Consider the following 751-nt stretch of genomic DNA (forward strand, 5'->3'; position numbering starts at 1 on the left):
GATACGCCGCTTGGCGAAGACGCGTTGGTCCCGCTCTATGTCCGGGGGCGCGCATGCCTTGGGCGAGACTTCGAATTCACGATCGATGCAACGTCGACGCGGCTCGAAACAATTCCGGCGAAGGCGCTGATCCGGCAATCCGTGACGCTGTGGATCCGGCAAACGGATGGCAGCGAAATGCCGATTCACGGTTATGTGACGGCGTTCAGCCGCTTGGGCGGGGACGGAGCCAATACGTACTATCAACTCCGCTTCAATTCATTCCTCGCGCTACTGCGCCTCGGCAGTGACCGACGCGACTGGATCGAGACACCCGCGCAACAAACCGTGTCCGATGTGCTGGGAAAGTATCCGCAGGCGACCGGTAACTTTACTTGGCAACTGCGTCAATCGTTGCGCTCGTATTCTCAGCGGATGCAATGGGAATCCGACTGGAATTACGTCCACCGCACCTTTGAAGAACTCGGTCTTTTTCCGCGTTTCGATATCGCGCAGGACGGCAAGTCTCACAAGGTCGTCATCATGGACGATCTTTTCTCGGTTCCCGAGTTAAAGCAAAAGACCATTTTGTTTAGCCGCTCGGTACAAGACGAGGAATTCGACGGCCTGAGTGAGTGGATCGACTCGCAAGAAATTCAGTCGGCCGAACTCGATACGGGCACATTCGACTACAAGCGTCCGGACCTTTCGAAGCACGTCACGATGCCCGCGTTCGATCTTGACGATGTGCCGGGGCTGGGCGAGCAGTACG

The 751-nt window shown here is 57.0% G+C and carries 1 protein-coding gene; it reads left to right on the plus strand.

Annotation, left to right across the window (positions count from 1 at the left end):
• Positions 1–751, plus strand: a 751-nt coding sequence (locus tag QZM72_RS35510; protein WP_301740443.1) for a phage late control D family protein, incomplete at both ends; no start/stop codon positions are given.

It is taken from the genome of Burkholderia sp. AU45388 (assembly GCF_030481585.1).
GTDB classification, from domain to species: Bacteria; Pseudomonadota; Gammaproteobacteria; order Burkholderiales; family Burkholderiaceae; genus Burkholderia; species Burkholderia sola.